Source organism: Mesorhizobium sp. CU3, assembly GCF_006442965.1.
Classification (GTDB): Bacteria; Pseudomonadota; Alphaproteobacteria; order Rhizobiales; family Rhizobiaceae; genus Mesorhizobium.
The window spans coordinates 33,844-51,443 of the sequence record NZ_VFWX01000004.1 but is presented as its reverse complement, the minus strand read 5'-3'; the positions used below and the strand labels follow the sequence as shown (position 1 = coordinate 51,443).

Annotated in this window: 10 protein-coding genes; 4 read left to right on the top strand and 6 right to left on the bottom strand. The window is 63.2% G+C overall.

Annotated elements, in window-relative coordinates; translation table 11 throughout:
• Window positions 1-16: 16 nt before the first annotated feature.
• Window positions 17-2,434, top strand: coding sequence for an FAD-dependent oxidoreductase (locus FJ988_RS08015; RefSeq protein WP_140816236.1), 2,418 nt, complete (start codon window positions 17-19; stop codon window positions 2,432-2,434).
• 69 nt (window positions 2,435-2,503) lie between these two features.
• Window positions 2,504-3,406 carry an SMP-30/gluconolactonase/LRE family protein gene (locus FJ988_RS08010; RefSeq protein WP_140816234.1) on the top strand — a complete coding sequence of 301 codons (903 nt, stop codon included), beginning with the start codon at window positions 2,504-2,506 and terminating at the stop codon, window positions 3,404-3,406.
• 86 nt (window positions 3,407-3,492) lie between these two features.
• On the opposite strand, the gene FJ988_RS08005 is transcribed toward FJ988_RS08010, so the two are convergent.
• The 3 genes from FJ988_RS08005 to FJ988_RS07995 form a co-directional block, all read right to left on the bottom strand.
• Complete coding sequence (locus FJ988_RS08005; protein ID WP_140816232.1) at window positions 3,493-4,410, bottom strand: allantoinase PuuE; 918 nt, start codon at window positions 4,408-4,410, stop codon at window positions 3,493-3,495.
• A gap of 21 nt (window positions 4,411-4,431) precedes the next feature.
• Window positions 4,432-5,508 (bottom strand): histidinol-phosphate transaminase, encoded by a 1,077-nt coding sequence (locus FJ988_RS08000; RefSeq protein WP_246688469.1) that lies wholly within the window; start codon window positions 5,506-5,508, stop codon window positions 4,432-4,434.
• A 227-nt stretch (window positions 5,509-5,735) separates the two neighbouring features.
• On the bottom strand, window positions 5,736-6,848 hold the full coding sequence (locus tag FJ988_RS07995; protein WP_140816230.1) for an NAD(P)/FAD-dependent oxidoreductase: 1,113 nt from the start codon (window positions 6,846-6,848) through the stop codon (window positions 5,736-5,738).
• 194 nt (window positions 6,849-7,042) lie between these two features.
• Between FJ988_RS07995 and FJ988_RS07990 the strand changes: the two genes are divergently transcribed.
• Window positions 7,043-8,419 (top strand): aspartate aminotransferase family protein, encoded by a 1,377-nt coding sequence (locus FJ988_RS07990; RefSeq protein WP_140816228.1) that lies wholly within the window; start codon window positions 7,043-7,045, stop codon window positions 8,417-8,419.
• A 57-nt stretch (window positions 8,420-8,476) separates the two neighbouring features.
• Here FJ988_RS07990 and FJ988_RS07985 read toward each other — a convergent pair whose 3' ends face one another.
• From FJ988_RS07985 to FJ988_RS07975, 3 genes are all read right to left on the bottom strand, one after another.
• On the bottom strand, window positions 8,477-9,874 hold the full coding sequence (locus FJ988_RS07985) for a hypothetical protein (protein WP_140816226.1): 1,398 nt from the start codon (window positions 9,872-9,874) through the stop codon (window positions 8,477-8,479).
• The gene (locus FJ988_RS07980; RefSeq protein WP_140816731.1) at window positions 9,871-12,735 is read right to left on the bottom strand and encodes a peroxidase family protein; all 2,865 of its coding nucleotides are present in this window, start codon (window positions 12,733-12,735) and stop codon (window positions 9,871-9,873) included. The genes FJ988_RS07985 and FJ988_RS07980 overlap by 4 nt, the downstream gene beginning before the upstream one ends.
• An 82-nt stretch (window positions 12,736-12,817) precedes the next feature.
• Window positions 12,818-14,521 carry a thiamine pyrophosphate-binding protein gene (locus FJ988_RS07975; RefSeq protein ID WP_140816224.1) on the bottom strand — a complete coding sequence of 568 codons (1,704 nt, stop codon included), beginning with the start codon at window positions 14,519-14,521 and terminating at the stop codon, window positions 12,818-12,820.
• A gap of 304 nt (window positions 14,522-14,825) precedes the next feature.
• Here FJ988_RS07975 and FJ988_RS07970 point away from each other — a divergent pair, with 304 nt between their 5' ends.
• A complete protein-coding gene (locus tag FJ988_RS07970; protein WP_181183459.1) occupies window positions 14,826-17,510 on the top strand; it encodes a patatin-like phospholipase family protein in 2,685 nt (894 codons plus the stop codon).
• Window positions 17,511-17,600: the final 90 nt, after the last annotated feature.

Below are 17,600 nucleotides of genomic sequence, written 5' to 3'. Positions count from 1 at the left end.
AACCAAGGGAAGAAACATGCGTACTCATGCACAAGCCGTTGTCATCGGCGGCGGTCTGATCGGCTGCTCGATCCTCTATCACCTCGCCAAGTTCGGCTGGACGGATGTCGTGCTTCTGGAACGCAGCGAGCTGACCTCCGGTTCGACATGGCACGCGGCCGCCAACATCCACGGCCTGCATGATTCCACCAACATCAGCCGGCTGCAGCACTACACGATGGCTTTGTACAAGGAGCTGGAGGCCGAGACCGGGCAGGGCTGCGGCATCTTCCAGCCGGGCTCGCTCTATCTCGCCCAGACCGAGGCGCGCGAGCATCAGCTCAGGCTCCAGGAAGCCAAGGCGCGTCGCTACAAGATGAATTTCTACGAGGTCGGCCGCGATGAGGCGGAGCGGCTGCATCCGCTGGTCGATTTCGACGGCATTCGCTGCATCATGTACGAGCCGGAAGGCGGCAATGTCGATCCGTCGGGTGTGACGGCGGCCTATGCCGCCGGCGCGCGCCAGCGCGGCGCGGAAATCCATCGCTTCACGCCGGTCACCGCGACCGAGGCGCAAGCCGACGGCAGCTGGATCGTGCGCACGCCGAAGGGCGACATCCGCACGCAATGGGTGGTCAACGCCGCCGGCCTCTGGGGCAGGGAGGTCGCCGCCATGGCCGGCCTGCAACTGCCGCTGATCCCGACCGAGCACCAGTATTTCGTCACCGAGACCATTCCGGAAATCGCCTCGATGGGCCGCCGTCTGCCCTCGGTAGCCGATCGCGACGGCGAATATTACCTGCGCCAGGAAGGCCTAGGCCTGCTCATCGGCGCCTATGAGCGCAACATGAAGTTCTGGGCCGAGGAAGGAACGCCGCTGGATTTCGGCCACGAGCTGTTTCCCGACGATCTCGACCGCATCGAGGAAAACATGATGCGCGCCGTCCAGCGCGTTCCGGCCGCCGCCACCGCCGGCGTCAAGAAGGTGATCAACGGCCCGATGATCTGGTCGCCGGACAGCGCGGTGCTGTTCGGCCCGGCGCCGGAGCTCAGCAATTATTTCTGCTGCAACGGCATCATCCCCGGCTTCTCGCAGTCGGGCGGCATGGGCAAGCTCGCCGCCGAATGGATGATCGAGGGGGAGCCGACGCTCGACATGTTCGGCTGGGACATGGCGCGCTTCGGCCACTGGGCCGGCAAGGCCTTCACCAAGGCGCGCGTGCAGGACCAGTACAGCCACCGTTTCAAGATCCATTTCCCCAACGAGGAGCGCGCCGCCGGTCGTCCGGTGCGCACCCGGCCGGTCTATGAAATGCAGAAGGAGATGGGCGCCGTGTTCGGGCTCAATTTCGGCTGGGAGCATCCGCTGTGGTTCGCTGCCGCCGGCGAGCCGCGCGAGGAGACGATCGGCTTCACCCGCCAGAACTGGTGGGGACCGGTCGGCCGCGAGGCGCGCATGCTGCGCGAGCACGCCGGCATCATAGACATCTCCAACTTCGCCAAATACGAGGTGAAAGGTCCGGGCGCCGAAGCCTGGCTGAACGCGCTCTTCGCCAACCGCATGCCGACGAAGGTCGGCAATTCCTGTCTGACGCCGCTGATCGGCAAGCGCGGCGGCATTGCCGGCGACTTCACCGTGACCAGGCTGGCGGATGACGAGTTCATGGTGATCGGCTCCGGCATGGCCGAGCGTTTTCATCAGCGCTTCTTCAAATCGGTGCCGCTGCCCGAAGGCACGACCTTCCGCTCGCGCACCGAGGAACTCGGCGGCTTCAACGTCGCTGGGCCGAAATCGCGCGAGCTCTTGCAGCGGCTCACCAATGACGACCTGTCGAATGAGGCGTTTCCGTTCATGCGCTCGCGCCACATCACGGTCGCCGGCGTCGATGTGGTGGCGCTCAGGGTTTCCTTCACCGGCGATCTCGGCTGGGAGCTGCACTGCAAGGCCGCCGATCAGGTCGAGCTCTACCGCGCGCTGCTCAAGGCAGGCGCGGAAGTCGGCGCTGGGCCGGTCGGCTCGCGCGCGCTGATGTCGCTGCGCGTCGAGAAGGGTTACGGCAGCTGGAGCCGCGAATATTCGCCGGAATACTGGCCGCAGGAGGTCAAGCTCGATCGGCTGATCAAGACCGACAAGGACTTCCTCAACCGCGATGCCTATCTCGCCGTCGCCGACAAACCGCCGCGGGACGAGCTGATCATGCTGTCGGTCTCGGCCAAGGATGCCGACGCGACCGGCGGTGAGCCGATCTTCCTGCCGGACGGCACGCCGATCGGCCAGGTCTCGTCCGGCGCCTATGGCTACTTCGTCGATCAGTCGCTGGCGATGGGCTATGTCAAGGCGGGAACCGCCAAGGCTGGCGACAAGGTGACCGTCGCCATCCTTGGACAGCCGCACGATGCGGTGTTGCTGCCGCATCCGCCCTTCGATCCGGATGGCAAACGGTTGCGCTCCTAGCCGCCATCCAGGACCGGACATTCAGATTCAAAGAAGGACTTCAAGCAACTCAAAACAAAGGGGAATCGCATGATCAAACGGCATTTGCTGGGCACGATGCTTGCCCTTACGCTCACGCCCCTCGCGCAGGCGGCCGACGTCAAAGTGGTCAACAATGACGCGTGGTTCGCCGAAGGTCCGATCTGGTATCAGGACAAGCTGTTCTACGTGGAGTATGGCCGCGGCTCCGTGGACGTGTGGGACGGCAAGAAGAACGCGATCTTCTGGAAGATGGATGGCTGCGGTCCATCGGCCGTGCTGCCGACGACATCAGGCGAGTTCCTCGTCACCTGCTACGACAACAACACGATTGGGCGCATCTCGGCCGACGGCAAGACGCTGCCGGCCTATGACAAGGACACCGACGGCAAGCCGTTCAGCGGCCCGAACGATTTCGCGCCCGACAAGGATGGCGGCATCTATTTCACCGGTTCCGGCAAGGGCGGCCCGCTGATCGATGCCTCGGCTTACTACATCGGCAAGGACGGCAGCGTGAAGAAGGTCGCCGGCGACCTGCACAATGCCAACGGTCTCGTCATGTCGAATGACGGAAAGGTCCTCTATCTGGTCGAGACCGAGGACAACCGGATCATCGAATTCGACGTCGCGTCCGACCACACCTTGAGCAACCGCCGCGTCTTCCTGCGGCTCGACGATCTGTTCCCTAACCAGCCGCATATCTGGCCGGACGGCATCAAGATGGACAAGGAAGGCGAGATGTATATCGGTCAGAGCCCGCGCTCGCTCGATGCTCCGGGCAAGATCCTCGTCGTCGACAAGGACGCCAAGCTCTTGCGTACGCTTTCGGTGCCGTCGCCATCGATGCCGAACTTCGCCTTCGGACCGGACGAGAAGGAGCTTTACGTGATGGCGCTCGACCAGATCGATGCCGCGCCCTGGCACGGCAAGGTGTACGAAGTGCCGAACAAGTAACGTAGACGGGATAGAGGTTCGGCGGCTCTCTCTGTTTTGACGCAATTTCGGACGGAAAACCGCTTCGCACTTTTCCTGGAATTGCTCTAGCCGCCAAACCGACCGAGCCAGTGCCGCGCGAGGTCGGAGCGGCGGCAGACCCAGATGTCGGGATTGGCGGTGATCTTGTCGAGGAACCGCTCCAGCCCGATCATGCGGCCGGGGCGCGCCGCCAGCCGGCAGTGAAGCGACACCGTCATCATGCGCGGCGTCCTTTCGCCTTCCTTCAGCAGCCAGTCGACGCCGTCGCTGACATATTCGAAGAACTGGCTGCCGGTCTCCAGGCCCGAACCGCGCGAAAAACGGCTGTCGTTGTTGTCGAAAGAGTGCGGCACGACCAAATGCCGCCTGCCGTCGACATCGACGAAATAGGGCAGGTCGTCATTGTAGTCGTCGCAGTCGAACAGGAAGCCGCCATGCTCGACGACCAGGCGACGCGTGTTGAGGCTCGGCCGTCCGGTGTACCATCCGGCCGGATCGATACCCGTCATGCGCTTGATGGTGTCCACGGTCATGGCGATGTGCTGGCGCTCTTCCTCCTCGCTTAGCGGGGCGTAGTCGATCCAGCGCCAGCCATGACAGACGATGTCGCTGCCGAGCGCCGCGATCGCCTTGCCGGCGGCCGGATTGAGCTCCAGCGCGCGCCCGACGACATAGAAGGTCGGGATGACGCCCTTGTCCTTGAACAGCGAGGCGAGCCGCCAGACGCCGACGCGCGAGCCGTATTCGTAGAGCGATTCCATGTTGCGGTTGCGCAGGCCGGGCACGGCCGGCGACACGGCAAGGTCGGAGAGGATCGCTTCGGAAACGCCGTCGCCTTCGCCGATCGAGTATTCCGCGCCTTCCTCGTAGTTGACGACGATGTTGAGCGCCAGCTTGGCGCCGCCGGGCCATTCGGCGAGAGGCGGCTTTTCGCCATAGCCGATGAAATCCCGGGCGGGCAGATAAGGCGTATCCGATGTCACTTGATTCCCCTCAGTCAGCCGTCACCAGCAGCGTCTTCCGCGCATGCTTGTCAGAATCTGCAGCGTGCGGCCCATGATCTCTTGCGGACCGATCGTGACGCGCAGGCAATCGGTCAGGCCGTAGCCGTTCAGACCGCGCACGACGATACCGGCGCCGCGCAAGGTCTTGTCGGCGGTCTCGACGGCGGCCGCGTCGGGGAAGCGGACCAGCACGAAGTTCGTGCGGCTCTCAGGCACCGCATAGCCGGCGGCCCTCAAATCGCGCACGAAGCGGTCGCGGATCTCCGCCGTGCGCGCCACGGTGGCGCGCATATAGGCCTGGTCCTCGACCGCGGCGAGCGCCATGGCGAGGCTGACCGTCGAGACCTGGTTGGAGTTCTGCATCTTGCGCAGCTCGGCGGCGATGCGCGGCGAAAACAGGCCCCAGCCGACGCGCGCGCCGGCCAGCCCATAGGCTTTCGACAGGCTGCGCAGCACGATGGTGTCGCCGCGGCCGGCCAGCGCGAAGACCGGCTCGGGGTCCTGGTCGTCGAACTCGCCATAGGCCTGGTCGATGACCAGAAGCACGTTTCCCGGCAGCGCCGCGCGCAGGCGCAGCAATTCGGCATTGCGGATGAGGGTGCCGGTCGGGTTGCCGGGATTGCAGACGAACACGATGCGCGTCGCCGGCGTCAGCGTAGCCAGGATGGCGTCGATCGAAACGGTGAAGTCGCGCTCCGGCGCCTTGACGTAGGTCGCACCGACGCGCGCGGCGGCTGAGGCGATGAAATTATAGGCGTAAGCCGTGCCCAGGACCTCGTCGCCCGGACCGGCAAAGGCGGCGATGGTGCAGGCGATCAGGTCCATCGAGCCGGCGCCGCACAGGATCAGGCCGCGCTCGACGCGATAAATAAGGGCAATCGCATCCTTGAGCAGCGTCCAGTCCGGATCGGGATAGAGATGGCTGCGCGCCACGGCATCGCGGCCGGCCTCGATCGCCTGGGGGCTGGGCGGAAAAGCGCTCTCGTTCTGGGCCAGCGTCGCCTGGTCGTAGCCGCCGAAATTGGCAAGCGCGAAAGCGGACATGGCCTCGATATGGGCGTTGGCTTTCGGGGTCATGGTCGGTCCATAGAGATCCGGCAGTCAGGCATCCTCGCCGAAGGCAGGCTAAGGCACGCCAGCAGCGGCACAAAGCAAAATCTAGCCGCGCAATGACCTCGAAAATCTGGCCCATGAGAGGTTCGCTAGAGCGTTTCACCGTGTCATGGAAACGGCGATCCGCTCTATCCTTTTTGTTTTGACGCAATTCCGGACGGAAAACCGCACACACTTTTCCTGGAATTGCTCTAGCCCGCGATGATCCGCGTGACCTCATCAGCTATCGCCAGGCTGGAGGTGAGCCCGGGGCTTTCGATGCCGAACAGATTGACGACGCCCGGGGTGCCGTGGGTCGCGGGGCCTTGGATGACAAAATCGGCATTGGCCTCGCCCTTGCCTGAGATTTTCGGTCTTATGCCGCTATAGGCGGGCTGCAGGGTGCCGTCGGCAAGCGCCGGCCAGTATTTGCGGATTTCCGCGTAGAAGCGATCGCCGCGCGCCGGGTCGACGCTGTAGTCGAGCGTGTCCGTCCATTCGACGTCAGGCCCGAAACGCGCCGTGCCGCCGAGATCGAGCGTGAGGTGGACGCCGAGCCCGCCCGGTTCCGGCACCGGATAGACAAGGTGCGAGAACGGCGCGCGGCCGGCCACCGAAAAATAGTTGCCTTTGGCGTAATGGAGCTTTGGCAGGAACCGCCGGTCGAAGCCTTCGAGGGCGTCGGCCAACGCGACCCCGCCGAGACCGGCGGCGTTGATGAGGCGCGACGTCGCGATCTCGAATTGTCCGCCAGTCGCCGTGTCGGTCGTCTGGAGCACGATGCGTCCCGCCTCGACGCGGCCCGCGACGATGCGGGTGTTGAGCGAAAGCATCGCGCCGTTCTCTTCGGCATCGCCGAGCAAAGCAAGCATCAGCGCGTGGCTGTCGATGATGCCGGTCGACGGCGAGAGCAGTGCGGCCGTGCAGTGGAGCGCCGGTTCCAGCGCCAGCGCTTCATTCGCCGAGAGGAAGCGCAGATCCTCGACACCGCAGGCCGCGGCGTTGGCGCGGATCGAGGCCAGAACCGGCTCCTGCGCGGCATCGGTCGCCACGGTCAGCTTGCCGGAGCGGCGGTGCGGGACCGCGTGCTCGGCGCAATAGCGGTAGAGCATATCGCGCCCGGCGACGCAGAGCCGGGCCTTCAGCGAGCCCGGCGGATAGTGGAGGCCGGCATGGATGACTTCCGAGTTGCGGGAACTGGTCTCGGTGCCGATGGCATCGGCCGCCTCGAGGATCAGCGTTTCGAGACCCCGCGCGGCCAATGCGCGCGCAATCGCCAGACCAATCACGCCGGCGCCGGCGACGATACAATCGACCTGTTCCATGCTTCAATCCATCTCTTGCTCCAGCCGCCGCGACCACCGCGGGCGAGGTTGTGGAGCTATCGATCCCGACATTGCGGCCCTTGCTATCAGCAAGCGCGATGGGGCATCAACCGCGACAATGCAAAGCCGGAATGTCGACCTCCCTGACAGGAGTGCGGTTTCCGCCTTGGACACCTGCACTCAGGAGCTGCCCCATGGACGCCACACCGAATTCCCCCGAAGCCCGCGACATCCGCTACCATATGCATGCCTACACCAACGCCCGCAAGCATCAGGAAACCGGGCCGCTGGTGATCGAGAAGGGCGACGGCGTCTATGTCGAGGACATCGCCGGCAACCGCTATATCGAGGCGATGGCCGGCCTGTGGAGCGTCGCCGTCGGTTTTTCGGAAAAGCGGCTGGTCGAGGCCGCGACGCGGCAGATGTCGAAGCTGCCCTTTTATCACGAATTCGGCTCCAAGGCGCATGTGCCGCTGATCGATCTCGCCGAAAAACTGGTGCAGATGGCGCCGGTGCCGATGAGCAAGGCCTATTTCACCAATTCCGGCTCCGAGGCCAACGACACGGCGATCAAGATGATCTGGTACCGGTCGAACGCGCTTGGACAGCCGGCGCGCAAGAAGATCATCAGCCGCAAGCGCGGCTATCACGGCGTCACCATCGCTTCGGCGAGCCTGACCGGCCTGCCCACCAATCATCTGTCCTTCGACCTACCGATCGCCAACATTCTGCACACCTCGACGCCGCATCACTGGCGCGACGCCGAGCCCGGCGAAAGCGAGGAGCAGTTTTCCGCCCGGCTCGCCGACGATCTGGAAAGGCTCATCCTCGCCGAGGGGCCTGAAACCATCGCTGCCTTCATCGGCGAGCCGATCATGGGCGCCGGCGGCGTCGTCGTGCCGCCGCCCGGCTATTGGGAAAAGATCCAGGCGGTGCTGGCGAAGTACGACATACTGCTGGTGGCCGACGAGGTGATCTGCGGCTTCGGCCGTACAGGCGAGATGTTCGGTTCGCAGACTTTCGGCATGCGTCCCGACATCATGGTGCTGTCGAAGCAGATTTCCTCCTCCTACCTGCCGATCTCGGCGCTGCTGATCAACGATCGCGTGTTCGAGCCGATCGCCGACGAGAGCAATCGCATCGGCACGTTCGGCCACGGCTTCACCGGCGGCGGCCATCCGGCCGCCGCGGCCGTGGCGCTGGAAAACCTCAAGTTGATCGAGGAGCGCGACCTCGTCGGCAATGCGCGCAAGGTCGGCGCGCATCTGCAGGCGCGGCTGCGCAAGCTCGCCTCGCATCCGCTGGTCGGCGAGGTGCGCGGCGTCGGCCTCATCGCCGCTGTCGAGTTAGTTGAGGACAAGGCGAGCAAGGCGCCTTGGGGCAAACCGGCGGCGCTCGGCGCTTTGGTCAACGGCCTCCTGCAGCAGAACGGCGTCATCTCGCGCAACATGGGCGATGCGATCGCCTTCTGTCCGCCGCTGATCATCACCGAGGCGCAGATCGACGCCTTGGTCGATGCGTTCGAAAGGTCGCTCGAAGCAGCATTGCCGCAGGTTCATCCGCAGGGCTGAACGGCCGGTCGAGACAGGCCCAGGATTCAATCACTACTGATGGCGAAACGACTTGGCTCAGTGCCAGTCGCGCGCATGGTTGAGATGCACATCGGTCAGGCCGTTGCGGAAGAAGCGCTGGTAGTACTCGATCTCGACATGATGCACCTGCAGCCAGATGCCGGGCACGTGGATCGCGTCGCAATGCGCCGGGAAGCGGCCGTGGGTCTCGTAGATATAGGTGCAGATGTCGCGCACGCAGTCGATGACGTCCTGCGTGTAGACGGCGGCTTCGCTGAGATAGCGATGGCCGTAATCGCCCTTGTAGATTTCGGCGAAGAGTTTTTCGTCCGAGAACACGCCATTCTTGCCGAATTTTTCCTCGACCACTTCGGCGACGGCGTCGGCCATACTGTCGTAATAGGGCGGCGACATGCCCTTGATCAGATGCTCACCCTTGAAGCGTAGGCCGATCGGATTGCTGCGCAGGTTGGAGTATTTCGGCAGCGGGACCTGCCAGCGCAGGATGTCGATCAACCGCCAGCGCGGCACCTGGACGTCGAAGCCAAGCATCGGGCCGTAGGTCTTCGAGAATTTCGGATCGCCGACGAGCACCGGCGGGCTGATCGAGCCGTGAATCCAGGCGCCGAGGCCCATGGCGTCGGCGACGAGGAAGAGGTTCTGCACCAGAAGGTCGGCCTCGATCTGCGTGCGCAGCGAACCGATGGCGCCGAGCGGGACCTTGAGGTCCTTGTTGAGGAAGCCGTTCTTGACCCAGCGCTTGACGCCGGCCGAGCGGTAGAAGTTGCGGTCGTCGACGATGTTTGGGCGCGCGCCGTCCGGCTGCGTCAAAAGATACATCATGCCGTTGATGTACTGGCGCGAGAGGTCGACGACGGGAAGCAGGATCGTCGTGCCCGGCAGGTTGGACAGGAAGCGGTTGGAATCGAGATAGGCCGGAAAATCGCGCAGGCCCTCGGCGACGTCGAGCCGCCTGTCGAGAATGCGCACCTTGGCCTCCTGCGCGCGCTCGATCAGCCGTTCCGGCGTGAAGGCCGTGTTGCCGTCGGCGGGTGGTGGCAGCTTGCGCAAAAAGTAGGTGCCGGTGTCGTTGATCAGGAAGAAATGCGTGCCTTGCGCATTGTCGGGACTGCCGGCGGTGCGGCCGGCCATGGTCAAATTGGGTTTGGCCATGATCGGCTTCTTGGTCGCCGGGTCCTCGAAGGGGCGGTCGGGCATGGTCAGGCCGGTGCAGCCGGTCATGGCGATCAGCACCGCTTCCTCGAGCTCCGACAGCGGCTCGCGCGGCTGGTCGGAGACGTAGCTCATGCTGCCGGCAAGCACCGAGCTGCCCTGGCTGACGCGATGGGTGCGGCGACGGAAGATCGTCTCGACCAGCGGCCGCTTCAAAAGCTGATCGAGCCCGGACGCGATGCTGTCGTTTACTGCGGGGACTGGCTTGACGGGCGCCGTCATGACTTTGCTCCCGCCATGGCCGGATCGGTCGATGCGGGCACGATCGGCCGCCAGGGCGCGAAGGCGCTCTGCGTCCTCGGCAGCACCGAGGCAAGGTCGGGACAGTGGCGCAGGATCAGGCTGGTCATGCCGTTGTTGGCGATCCAGTCTATGCCGAAAGGCGAATAGATCTCCGGCCGATAATCGACGGTCAGGAAGCGGTCGCTTTGCAGCCGCCGCGACGCCATCAGGATAAAGATGCGGAAAGCGGTGTCGCTGAAGCCGAAGCCGGCCGGGGCCGGCTCGGAGAGCAGGCCGACCACGGTGTCGATTTTGTCGACATCGCCATAGAGTTCCTTGAGCAGCCGCGCGTCGTCGGGGCTGGTCGTGACCTCCTCGAAGCTCCTGATGCGCGGCCGATGCAGGCCGGCGCGGAAATCATTGTAGCGCGGTACGCCGCGCCGTCTGGTGCGTACGATATCGACGACCGAGAGATCGATGATCTCGTTGTCGCGCTCGAGCTTGAGCAGCGATTTCGGGAAGTTGTGTAGCGCTATGGCGCCCGGATGGGCGATGCCGAAGGAATAGAGCGTGTTGCGCAGGCCGAAATTGCGCATGATATCGTCGGCGCCGGCGCCCTGGATCTCGAGGAAGCCCTTTTCCGCGATCTTCTCTCCCGACCTGTGGTGATAGAAACAGTAGTCGTCCGGCAAGAGCGGATGCATGCGGTAGACGGTGGTGAAATCCTCGGTCAGCGAATAGGGCGCGGCATGGTGGTCGGGCATCGTCTTCGGGATGCCGACCGAGGCATGCTCGTCGAGCAGCCACAGGCCGAATTTGGTCACCCAGTCATTGGCCGGCGGGCCGTTCCAGTTGCTGGACAGGCCAACCTCGATGGCGCGGGTGGCGAGGATCGCCGGCGTCCATTCCACCGTGTGGATCTTTGCGATCAGCGCCGACACGATGAGCCGCGCGGTCTGGTAGATGCGCTCGTCGTCCCAATTCTTGTAGCGCAGCCTGAGCTCGTCGCAGAGCAGATTGTGCTCGCGGGCGAACAGCGTGTGCATGGCGCTGAGGCCCAGCCACCAGCTCTCGTTGAAACCGGTCACTTCGAAGCCGTGGATGTCGGTGGGCAGATGGTTGTCGACCAGCCTGATCTTTGCGCCTTCGCGCAGCATGTTGGCCTTGGTGCTGTCAGGACCGTAGACCTCCGAGCCGTCCCACCAGTGCGAGGCGGCGTTGCCGAAATAGATCGGCGGCTGGCCGGGGCCGCGGTCGAGCGCCTGGTTGCCGGCGATGCGCATCACGTCTTCCGGCTTGCCGCCGACGGCGTTGGTCCACTTCATGCCTTGAGGCAGCGGCACCTTGATATCGTCGGTGCCAAGCGGATTGCGCGCGTGGTTCACCCAGTCATGCACCTGGAACTGGATCCAGGCGGCGGCGAGGATGTTGAGCGAGCGCGCTGGGATGAAGGTCTCGCGATGCAGAAGCTTCTGCGCCACCTCGACGGCGTTCGGTGTATCGAACATATCGGGCTTGTAGACCGGCATCAGGTTGCGGCCGAAGGTTGCGCCGACCGCGCCCATCTTCGGCACCGACAGGTCGTTGTAGCTGCCGTCATAGGTGCGGGTCTGGCGGACCTCTTCGGCAATCGGCGATTGCGGCTCGGGCCGCGCCTTCGGCGGCTCTTCGACGACTTCCGTGCCGATCAGGTTCTTCTCCCGCAGCACATAGCGGAAGGCGTCGAGATTAAGCAGGCTCATCCGCAGCGGCAGCTTGTGCCATTCGATGCGGCGGTTGATCACCATGAAGGCCTGGCGCGCGATGGCGCTGAGCAGGCGGTTGCGCAGCGGTGCTTCAGAGCGCCAGCGATAGGCGAGGCGGTGCGCGGCGCTGGCGTCATAGACGACCTTGCGCGCCCGGTTGAGATTGCCGAGCGGCTTGAATTCTTCCGTCGTGTTCCATGGATTGAAGGCGAGCTCGTCGATCACCCTGGTGTTGGTGAAGGCTTCCGAGGTGCCGGCCGATGGCTGGGTGATGGTCAGCTCCGCCACCTTGATGGGCGGCGAGGCGGTTTCGGTCCATTCGATCGCGGTGTCCTCGATCGGTGTTACGCGCTCGTCGACGAAAGGCTGGATGCAGAGCTCGAAACGGACGTCGCCGGCCGCCAGCCGCGCGGCGAACTCGTTCGCCAGATAGCTCGCATCCGTCGTTGACGGCTCAGGCGCGGGCGCGGCGCTCGGCACCGGCCGCACAAGGTAGCGCACTGCGTTTGCCTTGCCCCAGCATATGGCGCCGCGGCTCCAGAACGTTTCCAGCGCGACGCTACGAACCTTGCGATTGCGCCCCGTGGAGACGTTCTTCAGCATGCGGATCACTTCGCGGGGACCGAAGCGGAAGGCCAGCCCGATGAGGCCGACGATCTTGCCGATCGTACCGCCGGCGGTGGCCTTGGCGAAGGCGACGAATTGCCTGGCGTCGCGGGCGTGCGAGACCGGGAAGTTGGTGGCGAGAAGGTCGTGCTGCTCCTTGTCGGAGACCTTGATGCGCAGCGCGACGCCGCGCAAGTCGGGCTTGTAATCGGCCTGGCCCGAGCCGTTGGCGTTGGAGAAGCGCACGATCGCCGGATAGGATTTGCCGGCCTGCGCGAAGCCGGCGCGGAATTCGGCGGGCAGGTCGTCGTTGAAGCGCAATGTCGCGTCGATCGAGGCGAAGATCGGCTTGGCATGGAAGGCGCGCTGGATGCCGGCCGCCTTGGCGCGCTGTTTCGTTTTCAACTGGACATGCATCATGTCCTGCGCCAGCTGCTCGAACAGCTTGCGTTCCTGCTCGTCCGAGCCTTGCGCTATCTCGCGCCACTTTGTCTGCTTGTCAGGTTGCATCAACACCTTGAGCCTCCCTGTTCTTTGTTCCATGCAATTGCGGACGGGTACCTCCCAGGCGGTCTCCTGGAAGTGCTCAGTCCTAGCCGATGCGTTTTTCGATCATCTCCTCGATGCCCTTGAGAAGGCCTTCGGGCGAGGGGCTGTAATGCGGCAGCGCCAGCCGCGTGATGTGAGCATCGATGACGGCCGGCTTGCCGAGCGCCAGCGCCTCCTCAAGCGCGGCTTCGAATTCCTCCAGCGTGTCGACGCGATAGCCCTTGGCGCCACATGCCTGGGCGAAGCCGACATAGTCGGGGTTGTCGAAGTCGACCAGGCCGTATTCCTGGTAGGATTGCAGCTGATAGAGCTTGATCAGCTGGAATTCGTTGTTGTTGAAGACGATCCAGATCACCGGAATGTCGTATTGCACGGCGGTGAGCAGCTCGAAGCCGGAGAGCAGGTAGCAGCCGTCGCCGCAGCCGACGATCACCGGGCGGTCAGGATGGGCGAGCTTGACGCCGAGCGCGCCGTTGACGCTGCCCGCCATCGGGCCGAAACCGCCCGGCTTGCGGAAATTCTGCCCCGGCGCGATCTGCAAATAGTAGCCGAGCCAGGCGAGATGCGCGCCCGCGTCGGCAAGCACGATGGCATCGTCCGGCAGGCGCTTCGACAGCGATTGCGCCATCTGTCCGGGATGGATCTTGCCGGTGAGGTGCAGGATGTGCTCGTCGCTGTAGTCGGTCGCTTCGCGGTCCACCAGCTCGCTCGGCTCCAGCATATCCGACATCTTGTTGAACAGAGCGCCGACGGCGAGTTTCGCATCGCCGATGATGGCGCCGTCGGCCTTGTAGACCTTGTCGATCTCGTTGATGTCGATGTTGATGTGGATGAGCTTTCGCTCCGCGAACAGGTCGTCGCGAAAGCCGAAGGTGGCATGCTGGGCGAAGGAGTTGCCCACTGCGAGAATGATGTCGGCTTCGAGGAACGCCTTCCAGGCGGCGCTGTGGCCGCTGTCGCAGAACACGCCGACGCTTAAAGGGTGACGCTCGGCGATGATGCCCTTGCCGTCCAGCGTCGTGGCGAAGGGGATCTGATAGCGCTCGACGAGCTGCTTCAGCTCGTGATGAGCGCCGCTCTTCACCGCGCCGAAGCCGATCAAGCCGAGAATTTTCTTGCCTTTCTCCAGCGCGGCCACCAGCGTCTCGGCGACATCCTGAACCCGTGAAGGGTCCGGCAGGACGGGTTTGACCTGAAGATCGATCGGGCGGAAATTGTCGACCGAGACGTCATGCTCGGTGAGGTCCTCCGGCACGTGGATGTGCACCGGACCGGGCCTGCCTTCGAAGGCGATGTTGACGGCCTCTTCCAGCACGTCGCAGGTTTTCGCCGCGTCGGCGAGCAGGAAGGATTTCTTGGCCGTTGCGGCAAACATCTTTTGCGAGTCCGGCGTGCGGCTGACGCCGGAGGTCTCGTTGAGCGCGCCCTTGCCGGTCCATTTGCGCGAGGCGAAGCCGGAGATCGCGAGCACCGGATAGGAATCCGACATGGCGACCGCGAGGCCCGAAAACAGGTTGAAGGCACCGGGGCCGGCGGTGGCGAAGCAGACGCCGAGCTGTCCGGAATACATGGCATAGCCGCAGGCCATGAAGGAGGCGGCCTGCTCGTGCCGGGTGATCACCGGCCGGATCGACTTGGAATGTTTCAGCGCCAGCATCAGCCCGGCGGCATTCTCGCCGGCGCCACCGAACGCGGCGCCAACGCCAATGCCTTCCAGGCCCTTCACGATCGCCTCGTAGACCCTCATCGGCAATGTCCCCCGGACTGCGCTTCAGGCCTGCCGTCGAAAAGCGCGATGTTGCGAGGTGCAACGGGTAGAAAGTACTTACGAATGATATCGACAGATGACGGTAATCTGAACGGTGTCGGAAGATTTGACTGTGAAATGTCTAACATTGCCGAGGCGGCGGAACTATCAACGATATCTTTGATGTATTTCTTGTTTTTTCGCCGCGCTGTATCTGCGGAATTGTTTATCCTTTCTGGAATTTTCTTGACATTGGGCTATGACCGGATGGAATAGTTAGCGGAGGAAGCTTGGGCGGCGCGCAGTGGTTGACGAGCGTGATAACGGGACAGTCGAGTTCAAACGGGTTCTTGAACGCGAACGCGACGTAATCAACTCACGACGTCAAAGTTTCACTTCCAGTGGTTCTTCCTTGGGTGAAAGCGCTTGGAAAGTAACCTCCGTCGATGGGCCCGGCGATGAGCTCGGCCAGCCGGCGACGCGGCTGCGGAGCCGGATGGAGCTTACCGGCCTCGCCCTCTCCGGGGGTGGGATCAGATCGGCGGCATTCTGCCTCGGCGTTCTGCAGGGCCTCGACGCGTCAATCCCGGACAAAGACGGGCGCCGCACCCTGGACAATTTCGACTATCTCTCGACGGTCTCCGGCGGCACATATATCGGTGCGTCAACCGTGGCCGGGATGTTCCACGACAAAGACGGGAGGTTTCCCTACAAGAGTTCGCTCGACCAGGCCGAGACGATCGAGACGCAGCATCTTCGCGACTTTGCCAACTATCTGGTGCCCGGTGGTGTCTGGGATGCGCTGGCTGGCATTATGGTGTTGGTCAGAGGACTGCTCGTCAACGCGGTGATGCTGCTTTGCATTGTTTTTGGCGCCGCCGCCTTCACGGTCTGGCGAAATCCGAACGAGGCCGATCTGAGGATATCGCAGCCAACTTTCATGGCCGGCAAGTTGGGTATTTTCGGATGGGTGATCCTCATCGGGACTGTGTTCGTTGTCGTCCAAGTTGCTTACGTCATCCTGTCGAACAGGCCTCGGGAATGGATCAGGACGACCCTTGCGCAGCGCGAGGCCGGTGGGGCTGTTCTTGCCGCCTTTGCGGTCCTTTGCGGTCTCGTCGCCCTGCTGGATCTGCAGGCATTTGTCCTCGTTGGCCTGTTCGACGCGGCGCATCTCAACCGATATCCAACCGATACCGGGGAAGCGGGTTGGTTGGGCGTTTTCCTGCACAGCTACAGCGTTCAGTACTCAAGCGTATGGAGCTTTCTTGGCGCGGCCGTCGGCGCATTCGGAATATTCGGGTCCAAGCTGCTCAAGGTCGCTCAAGCGACACTTGGCGACAATAGCTGGACCGGGTTCCTCAAGCATTGGGGCAGCCGCTTGGCGGTCTATGTCGGAGCGCTGCTTGTGCCCGTCGCTATATGGGCTTGTTACATCCTGCTCGCTTATGTTGCGATACAGTGGGATGACCGGGGAGGGAAGGCTCGCGAAACTGGATGCACCCCCGCCATCGCTGCGCCGGCATGTGTTGCAACACCATTGTGTAGCGATCAATCCTGCAGGCCCATGGCGGTTTGCACGGCGGCTTCTGCGGTACCGGCAACCGCCCCCCAATGCGACAGCAATGCGCACACGCCGGAGTGGCTGGAGACACTCGCAGGCGGGAAAGGCAGCATAGTGTACTTGTACCTTGCCGCCTTCATTGCATTGCTGGCGATTTCACTCCTTGTCACTCCAAACGCCAATAGCCTGCACAGTTACTACAGGGATAGGTTGAGCCGGTCCTTCCTGTGGTTGAAGACCGCCCTGGAAAAGGATGCCCATGATCGCAGGATGGGCAGATACAGTGCGCTGGCCGCGCTTCTGAACGCATTCCGTGTTGGACGTTCAAAGGCCGATCCGGACACTCTGAAACTAAGTCAGCTCAGAGCCGTGACCCATGCGCCTTACCTACTGGTCAACACGGCAGTCAATCTGGAGGCGTCGAAGTTCCTGAACCGTCGCGGTCGCAATGCGGACTCTTTCATATTCAGTCCTCTCTACACCGGCAGCGAGGCTACCGGTTATGCCGACACACTTGAAATCGAAAGAGTGGATCGGCATGTCAATCTGGCCACGGCCATGGCTATTTCGGGCGCAGCCGCCTCGGCGAATATGGGCGCCAGCACGATCAAACCGCTGACGTTCAGCCTGGCCGTCCTGAACATCCGGCTCGGCTACTGGCTTCCCAACCCGCGCTGCCTGCCCTTGTTCGGGACATGGCGCGGTAGTGGCGCGCGCATCGGCCCCTACTACTTCGCCAAGGAAGCTTTTGGTCTGCTCGATGAATGGACGAGGAACGTATATCTGACCGATGGGGGACACTTCGACAATCTCGGTCTCTATCAACTGATCAAGCGCCGCTGCAAGGTGATCGTGATTGCCGATGCGGAGGAAGACCCTGGAATGAACTTCGAGTCCTTCATCAGGCTCCAGCAATACATACGCATCGATCTGGGCGTCCGCATAGATTTGCCCTGGGAAGAAATCAGCCGCTGGAGTCGACGCATTACTCCAGAGACCCCACACGGACCTGACGACAATGTGGGGGAATGCGCCGGGCCGCACATTGCCGTAGGCAAGATCGAGTATGGCGGTACCGAGACGCCCGAACCTGGCGTGCTCATCTACATAAAAGCCAGTATGACCGGCGACGAGAACGACTTGATACGCGACTACCGCAGGGTCAATCCTACCTTTCCGCAGGAAACCACCCTCGACCAGTTTTTCACCGAGGAGCAGTTCGAGGTTTATCGGGCCCTCGGCTTCCACGCGACGAAGGGCTTTTTCAGCGGCAATGACAAGTACGCATTGCGTGCAGGCGCCACGGAGGAAGGCTGGCCTGATCTTGTCGAGCAAGCTCTCACTCGGCTCAATCTCACGCCGGAAGCAACGGCCAAGATAATGGCGCGCCAGCGTACCGCATCCCGGGGCCATGCCGGATTATAGTGATATCGACCATCCAACTGAATGCTTGAGCCAGCCGACGCCAAGGACGGCATTCGGGGATGTCTCGGAAAAGTCGGTGACTGGCGTCGC

Excerpts from the sequence above, each read along its gene's own strand:
- FJ988_RS08015 (WP_140816236.1), top strand. The coding sequence starts at position 17 with ATGCGTACTCATGCACAAGCCGTTGTCATCGGCGGCGGTCTGATCGGC.
- FJ988_RS08010 (WP_140816234.1), top strand. The coding sequence starts at position 2,504 with ATGATCAAACGGCATTTGCTGGGCACGATGCTTGCCCTTACGCTCACG.
- FJ988_RS08000 (WP_246688469.1), bottom strand. The coding sequence starts at position 5,508 with ATGACCCCGAAAGCCAACGCCCATATCGAGGCCATGTCCGCTTTCGCG.
- FJ988_RS07995 (WP_140816230.1), bottom strand. The coding sequence starts at position 6,848 with ATGGAACAGGTCGATTGTATCGTCGCCGGCGCCGGCGTGATTGGTCTG.
- FJ988_RS07990 (WP_140816228.1), top strand. The coding sequence starts at position 7,043 with ATGGACGCCACACCGAATTCCCCCGAAGCCCGCGACATCCGCTACCAT.
- FJ988_RS07985 (WP_140816226.1), bottom strand. The coding sequence starts at position 9,874 with ATGACGGCGCCCGTCAAGCCAGTCCCCGCAGTAAACGACAGCATCGCG.
- FJ988_RS07980 (WP_140816731.1), bottom strand. The coding sequence starts at position 12,735 with ATGCAACCTGACAAGCAGACAAAGTGGCGCGAGATAGCGCAAGGCTCG.
- FJ988_RS07975 (WP_140816224.1), bottom strand. The coding sequence starts at position 14,521 with ATGAGGGTCTACGAGGCGATCGTGAAGGGCCTGGAAGGCATTGGCGTT.